7 protein-coding genes and 1 pseudogene are annotated in these 6912 nt (G+C 42.7%); 4 read left to right on the top strand and 4 right to left on the bottom strand.

The annotated features are described in order from the left end of the window. Window positions 1–15 precede the first annotated feature (15 nt). Window positions 16–627: a hypothetical protein gene (locus tag MICAI_RS03390; RefSeq protein ID WP_008197750.1), complete on the top strand. Its 612-nt coding sequence runs from the start codon at window positions 16–18 to the stop codon at window positions 625–627. A gap of 1 nt (window position 628) precedes the next feature. Here MICAI_RS03390 and MICAI_RS03395 read toward each other — a convergent pair whose 3' ends face one another. After that, window positions 629–1132, bottom strand: a complete 504-nt coding sequence (locus MICAI_RS03395; protein ID WP_008197752.1) for a MogA/MoaB family molybdenum cofactor biosynthesis protein — start codon at window positions 1130–1132, stop codon at window positions 629–631. Window positions 1133–1604: 472 nt separating this feature from the next. Between MICAI_RS03395 and MICAI_RS03405 the strand changes: the two genes are divergently transcribed. Beyond that, window positions 1605–2468: a helix-turn-helix domain-containing protein gene (locus MICAI_RS03405; RefSeq protein WP_008197754.1), complete on the top strand. Its 864-nt coding sequence runs from the start codon at window positions 1605–1607 to the stop codon at window positions 2466–2468. Window positions 2469–2704: 236 nt separating this feature from the next. Here the strand turns inward: MICAI_RS03405 and MICAI_RS03410 are convergent, their stop codons facing one another. Next, complete coding sequence (locus MICAI_RS03410) at window positions 2705–3217, bottom strand: hypothetical protein (protein ID WP_008197756.1); 513 nt, start codon at window positions 3215–3217, stop codon at window positions 2705–2707. Window positions 3218–3623: 406 nt separating this feature from the next. Next, window positions 3624–3929: pseudogene (locus MICAI_RS03415) on the bottom strand (bluetail domain-containing putative surface protein); the annotation flags it as partial. Between the two features lie 169 nt (window positions 3930–4098). On the opposite strand from MICAI_RS03415, the gene MICAI_RS03420 reads away from it, so the two are divergent. Together MICAI_RS03420 and MICAI_RS03425 are read left to right on the top strand one after the other, a co-directional pair. Continuing rightward, window positions 4099–6282: a CHAT domain-containing protein gene (locus MICAI_RS03420; RefSeq protein WP_008197759.1), complete on the top strand. Its 2184-nt coding sequence runs from the start codon at window positions 4099–4101 to the stop codon at window positions 6280–6282. Continuing rightward, window positions 6272–6604 (top strand): hypothetical protein, encoded by a 333-nt coding sequence (locus MICAI_RS03425; RefSeq protein ID WP_004268142.1) that lies wholly within the window; start codon window positions 6272–6274, stop codon window positions 6602–6604. Before MICAI_RS03420 ends, MICAI_RS03425 begins: the two co-directional genes overlap by 11 nt. A gap of 92 nt (window positions 6605–6696) precedes the next feature. Here the strand turns inward: MICAI_RS03425 and MICAI_RS03430 are convergent. Beyond that, window positions 6697–6912: hypothetical protein (locus MICAI_RS03430; protein ID WP_039899546.1), on the bottom strand; the 216-nt coding region annotated here is incomplete at its 5' end.

Genomic DNA, 6912 nt, shown 5'->3' on the forward strand with positions numbered 1-6912 from the left:
TAAACTGCCCTACTTATGTCCTCACGAGCACAGCATTTGCTGAAAATAAATCTTGTCGTTCTTCTCTTGGTTTTAGCTTTGATTGCCGGGGTTGATCGGGCAAAAGTACCCGCTAGTCTTTTATTTTATCCCCCCGCTACTCCCCCAAGTCCGATCGCTGGTGTATTAACCCATTCTTTTCAGTTTCTTTGTTGTTTACCCCCGATTGTTTGCCTTTTTAGTTATGCTTTATTGTCCCGGAAGGCAAGTTTCCGTAATTCTCGCCATTTTTTACTTGTTTCTGCTATAATAACGGGACTTTTTGCCATCAATGAAATCTTCAGAATTCATATCATTCTCCTCTATTTTGATATTCCCAAATTCTTGACTATCTCTGTTTATGCTTTGGTAATTCTGATTTATGGTTTAGTATTTTGGCGGCAAATAAGACAAACTTATTACCAAATCTTAATCATCGCTTTAGCACTTTTAACTTTGGCGATTACTATCGATTTTCTCCCGATTAAAAATCGAGGTTTTGCCAGTCTAAGTGAAGGAATTCCCAAACTGTTAAGCGCCGTGAATCTAGCTGGCTATTTTTGGGATGTATGTTTTCAAGAAATTGCCGCCAAGCTCAAATTCCAATAAATTATCCATTCAACTGTTTAACCAGATGTGAGATTTCGGGAAGAATCAGTTTTTCTAGGGCTAATTTAACGGCATTAGTGGAACCGGGGAGAGAAAAGACCAATAAGTTTTGATAAACCCCAGCTATTGCCCTTGATGCCATGGCACGGGAGCCAATTTCCTGATAGCTGAGATAACGAAATAATTCGCCAAAACTGGGCAAAGTAATCCTTAATAAAGGCACTAAAGCATCATAGGTGGTGTCTCTGGGAGCAATACCCGTACCCCCATTGAGAATTAAGACTTTTATCCGATTTTGATGGCTAATCTCTGGTAAGATTGCTTGAATTTGTAAGGGTTCATCGGGGATAATTAAGTATAGGCCGATATCATGACCCGATCGAGTTAGTAACTCTTGAATTATTTGGCCACTCCTATCCGTCTCTGGGGTACGAGTATCGCTCACCGTGACTACGGCACAGGTAAGGTGAAGGGGGGTGGTGTCGGGATGGGGAATAAAGGTCATAATTAGGGTTTGCGGCAAAAAGTTTTTCCTGGGGGCAGGGTGTGGCCCCACCCCCCCGACATCGGGGGGGTGGGGTGTGGGGTGTGGGGTTTTACCAGTTTTGAGGTGGCCAATTACCTAATTTTCAGGGAAAAAGTGCCTAAATTTCCCCCCGATCACTCCCATATCCAGTACTTTTTGATTGACAAAAGGTCTAAAAGTCTTACCCAACAAGGTTTTTAGATTTATTTAGCCAGCCCTAATTAGGGATAAGCTGAGAGTTGGAGAAAAACAAGCATTGAGAACAAATGTATGTATTGGCTGGTCAGTGCAGTCACCCTAGAATAAAAAACTTAACTTTGGCAAATATTGCCGATTTTTGCCAGTTTTTGGCACTTTTTCGCTGGTAATGACGACAAAGTAAAAGGAGCTTCTAGAGAACAGATTATCCCAAAATAACAAAATCGAGATTATCATCTAATTGGTATAGATTATGACTGGAATTATGAGTCAACTCAGTCCCCTACAAGCCGAACAAATCAAGGAAATCGGGACTTATTTACGTCAAAAACGAGAAGAAAGCTGCCTGAGCATAGAAGATATCGCCGCCCTGACGATGATTAGAGTACCAATGCTAGAAGCGTTGGAAACGGGGAATTGGGAGAAATTACCAGAATTAATTTATGTCAAGGGATTTATCAAACGCTACGGTGATGCCCTAAAAATTGATGGTAAAGCTTTAGCTGATCGCTTGTCTCCTAGTGCGGAACAATTAGCCCAAGAGGTAACTATCCCGAAAACACTGCCCACAAAAGTTACCCCTCTCCCCAAGGCTGAACCCGCTGCCCCAAAAGTGGAACGGGTGAAACCAGAAAAACCAGCCCCAGAAACTAGCCCCCAACCAACTAAATCAACCTTTTTCGGGATGTATCTCTGGCTAGGCTTGCTGGCGGGTATATTTTGCGGTATTGGCTATCTTTTTCTTCGTCCCCCTCTCTCTAACCCCCCTGCCGTTACTCCCTCTCCTTCCCCCATGGGTTCCCTCGCACCGGTAGTCTCTCCTGCGCTGGTAGCCTCTCCTTCCCTTTCTCCTCAGCCAAAAGTTCCTCTCTCAGCCGAAGTAACTATTGAACAGGCCGCTTGGGTAAGGGTAATTGCCGATGGCAAAAAAGTCCATGAAGGCAATCTCCAACCCGGGACCAAACGAACTTGGACAGCCCAAAAGAGTTTAACTATTCGATCGGGCAATGCTGGTGCTGTTAAAATCTCTCTTAACGAAAACCCTGCCCAATTAATGGGTAAAGCTGGCCAAATCGGCGAAATCACCCTAACTGCACCCCCTCTCAGTGATCAGTAAACAGTAATCAGTAATCAGTGAACTAAAAACTCACATCTGAAAACAAGGGCCGAATCTAAGACCTAATTGGTTAAGCTAAAAGCTTTGATGTGCTTAGTTTCTAACCTTCTTTTTAGGTAGGAGAATTGTCAGATTCTGTCTTTTGCCTCTTGCCTGTTGCCCCTTGCCTTCAGAAGCTGAAAACTGAAAACTGATAACTGATAACTGATAACTGATAACTGATAACTGATAACTGATTAGGCTGCATCATCCCAGATGGGGGTAAGGGTTTGATAATCGTAGCGGGAAGCGTTGGGATGACAGGTGACACAGGTGGTGTGACCGAGAGGAGTGGGTAAATTGACACTAGGATGCAAAACCTTTACATAGCTGGACTGTTCAATTAGGAGGGGAACAAAAGTAGTCTCCCTAAGAGGGCGGGAAGAATAACTGAGATAATCCCAGATAAGACGCTGAGTAATGCCGACAATTGGTTTTAAACGGATACCATAGTGAGAATTAGGATTTTCTAGGATTTTTTTCCAAGTTTGACTCGGTAGGATACTGGGAGCAATGGCAATATGGCAGCTGGCACAATTTTCTAGATAGGTTTGCTGTCCAATTTGATAACGATTCAGCACTGTATCCGAGGAAGTAGATTGGGCGATCGCTGGTTGTTGAAGTAGCGAAGCCAGTAGAATACCCCCTAGAATACTGAGGAGAAAGAGGATAAGAAAAAAAATCGATTTCACTTGACCGCTGGAAGGCATAACTGGGATAACGGGTAATTGAACACAATTTTGACACTCTCGCCATCACACAGCTTTGCGGTGTGATGGGAGATTCTTGCTTCACAGAAACCTGCTTTTTGAGACGAATCCCAACGAGTCTTACAGTCTCTCCACAAGCTTAAACTCCTGACTGCCCATCAGTATTTGGGCTCTTCTGGTTTATGTGTGGAAACGAGGTCTATACTGATATTTTCTAGTTTCTTCTGCGGCTCGACTGAGCGTCGCCGAACGTCAAAATAGCCCTAAAAGTCTTGCTTGATAGGTATTTCACGGTTTCATAAGCAAAAATCATAACACAAAGTCGAGAAGAGCCTCTTAACTTTTTTTATATCAAAATTACTTGAACGGGAGCATGAAAAGGGGAGAATTAATCCCCCCCATCAATTTAGACAAAGAAACTATTGACCGCAATAGTGCCGAGCGCCGGTAAAGTACCCGTTAACCCAGTAAGATTAATCACCAAATCATTAGCACTTTGGAAGCCTGCTGTACCATCGTTGATAATTAGGTAAGTGGTAGTAGCATTAGCAACCCGCACTAAAACAGCACTGTTAGTTCCGAGAGCTTGATTTCCGGCTGTTGCCCCATTAGCATCGGTAAAGACGTTAGTAACAATGGTGTTAATATTGGTCGTGGTGCTATCTGTTGCCCGGGTAAAAGCGACCGGGGCATTAATTGCCGCACCAAATTGACAAGGCATTACCCGTGCCATTAAGATTAAGCTAAACGGCTTTTACTTCGGATCACCGATATAGACTCCAAAAGGGTTATCGCTATTGGATCATGCAGGTTAAGCGCCGTTTAGCTTACCAGTACCAGTGAGGACGAGATTTTCTACGTTGTCAGAAAGGGTATAGAAAATGGAAACTCGCAGTGAAACACCTCGTGAAACTTGGCTGCAACCGATTGTCGCTCTTCTGGGAGAAGGGGAATTCGCCGAGGCTTATGCTTTGGCTGCATACTTTCCTAACACTCGCAATAGGCAACTCGTACAACTTGCTGCATTGTTGGGACAAAATAAGGTGACAGAAGCCAGCGATCTTTTGGGGGGATTATCTCGTTCATGGATCAGAATGATGTTAGTCAAGGGATCCCCAGTGATGTCCGGAACGGTTCTTCAAAGCCTTGTAGCTGAATTTGCAACTATTTTGAGCCAAGTCGATTTGGACCTCCTTGAGACAGCTTATCAAGCTATTAAGGATCAATATTTCGAGTTGGCTGATTTCTGTATTCAATTTCAACTGCTCACTCATCCAGAAACAAGCTTATCAGTAATCCGTGAGGGACTAAGGCTAAGAAAAACTGAATTTGTTCAAGACATAAACTCATATGTAAAGGGGGAACCGACGATTAAGGTTCCACCCGGCAAATTGGCAGGTGGAGAAGCGGATTTAAACAGAAAATATATCGGCAACCCGGGTTATTTTAACTCGAATAAAGGGAGTATTAACGAGCGTGGGGAGTTTATTCGGCCGCCTTGCTCTGAGCAGCCTAAACCCCTTCCGTCGTCTAATAGCGTAACAATTCAACGCCACACTCGAATCGAATTCCCATCAGAATGTGTTCTTGAGCAAAAAGCTGAGTTAAAGATTCAGCTAACTCAAGAGATTCCAAAATTTACTCGTGTTCCAGAAAAAATTTGGCTTACAGTAGGACGTAATACTAAGCAAGTTAAACTAAATGTCAAGGTTACTGCTCCAGCATTTGCCATAAGACCTTATCAACAGCAGTTGACTGTTCCAGTTAAAGGCGATTCCAACGAAGTGATTTTTACCCTTGTTCCTCTTGAAAGAGGTGAGCAAGTGATTGAGATTGAGTTTTTCAGAGGAGCAACAAGAGTTGGGTATGTAATCGTTCAAACTAACGTAACTTTCTCATCATATCATGAAATATCGCCAAAAGTTTTATCAATGGAAGACCCAATTGATGGTCTCAAAAACTTAGAAAGTATGACGGTTAATCCCGATAAACATACACTTAATGTTACTTGGATTGAGAGAGAAAGTAAATTACTCTATACTATCTTCCCTGCCAATCGCTTAGGCGAGTGGGAGAAAACAATTCCTAATATTCAGCAACAAATTGAAGATGATTTGCGAAGTTTGAATGCTTTCCTGACAGAAGTAGTGCAACAAGGAAACCCCTCTGATGAGCGTTGGGAGAGTATCTGTTTCAATCTTCAGAGTGTTGGCGCTAACTTGTTCGAGATGTTAATTCCCTCTGAAGTGGCCAAACAAATGGGAACTTGGAAGATTGGTTCTCCTGTCATTATCTCCACTAATGAACAGTGGATTCCTTGGGAATTAATGTACAACGGCGAAGATTTTTGGGGAAAGAAGTTTATTATTGCTCGCTCTCCTCGCCTCAGCGATAGTCAAGATTTACCAGATAAAAATAGACCTGAAAGTAAGGGAAAAAGACAAATCAAGCGGATTGTCAATATTGTCGGTGGAGATGTACCTTCCTCGGAAGCAGAGCGAGCTACCCATCTATTCTCTAATCTTCTCCCCCCGGAAGCGGTACAATTGTTAGCTAAACAGCCAATTTCGTCCCTTGTAAAAGCTATTCCAGGCACAGATGCGCTTCATTTTACCTGTCACGGACATTTAGAACCGCACCTACTCCAAATTGCTGGCGATAAGAACAAAACTCGGATTGAAAACTTGCTCCCTGAAACCATCCAAAGGCTACCCCTTGATCCGGGTAGTCTTGTGTTTGCTAACGCCTGTGCTTCAACCGTTCCCGTGTTAACCTTTGGAAAATTTAGCAGTTTTGGCTGGAAATTTTATCAGCGTGGTGCAGATGCTTTCATTGGAACTTTAGGAGCCGTACCAGTGAAATATGCCGTCAACTTTGCCGAAATTGTTTACCGTGAATTATTCAACCCAGATGAGAAAATTACTATCGGACAGGCTGTAGCCAAAGCCAAAGAAGTTGCAGCCAACGAAAGAAACTTATTCTGGCTACTGTATTGTATTTATGGCGATCCAGATTTCTCGATTGTACAGCAAAAAAATTCCAAGGAGGAAGACCATGCCAATTAAAGTATATGCCACAGCCGTCGATCCAGCTTCAGTTAGTAGCTTACAAACTGAGGATGAGGAAATCCTGACTACTTTGGGACCACAAGAGGAAACCGTCGCAGTTCAGTTGCAAGAACTCTTTGAATCTGTGATGGAAGCTCTTTCAAGCAAGGTAGATGTAGAAAGTCAGTTGACTGTTGAAATTAATGGTTCAGTCAGCCTAAAGGCGCAGGGAGGACTCAAATATCTGTTTTTCAACATTGGAGCAGAAACAGCCAATACAAACACGATGAAAGTTACCCTATCTACAACTTTGCAGCCAAAAATACAGAAAACGAAGTAAATGTCCACCATTAAAACAAAAAGCCAGAGGTCGGTATCCGGTCTCTCAAAGAAAACGGGTTTCTCAAAGAGTTTCTCAAAGAAAACCGTTTTCTAGATATTGATTTTTGCCAAAGACTGCTTAAATTCTGCGAGAGAATTAGCAGTAGCTGCTAATTTAACAATCTCTTGTAATGTAGATAGTACCGAAACTTTATTCAGGTATTGTTCCACATCTAAAGGAACTTCACCTAAGCGAGCTTGCAAAACTGTTTTGACAAAATCACGAGCATTTTCTAACGCTCCAATTTCCTTACCGATTTCCTTACC

Source organism: Microcystis sp. T1-4 (assembly GCF_000297435.1).
GTDB lineage: Bacteria > Cyanobacteriota > Cyanobacteriia > Cyanobacteriales > Microcystaceae > Microcystis.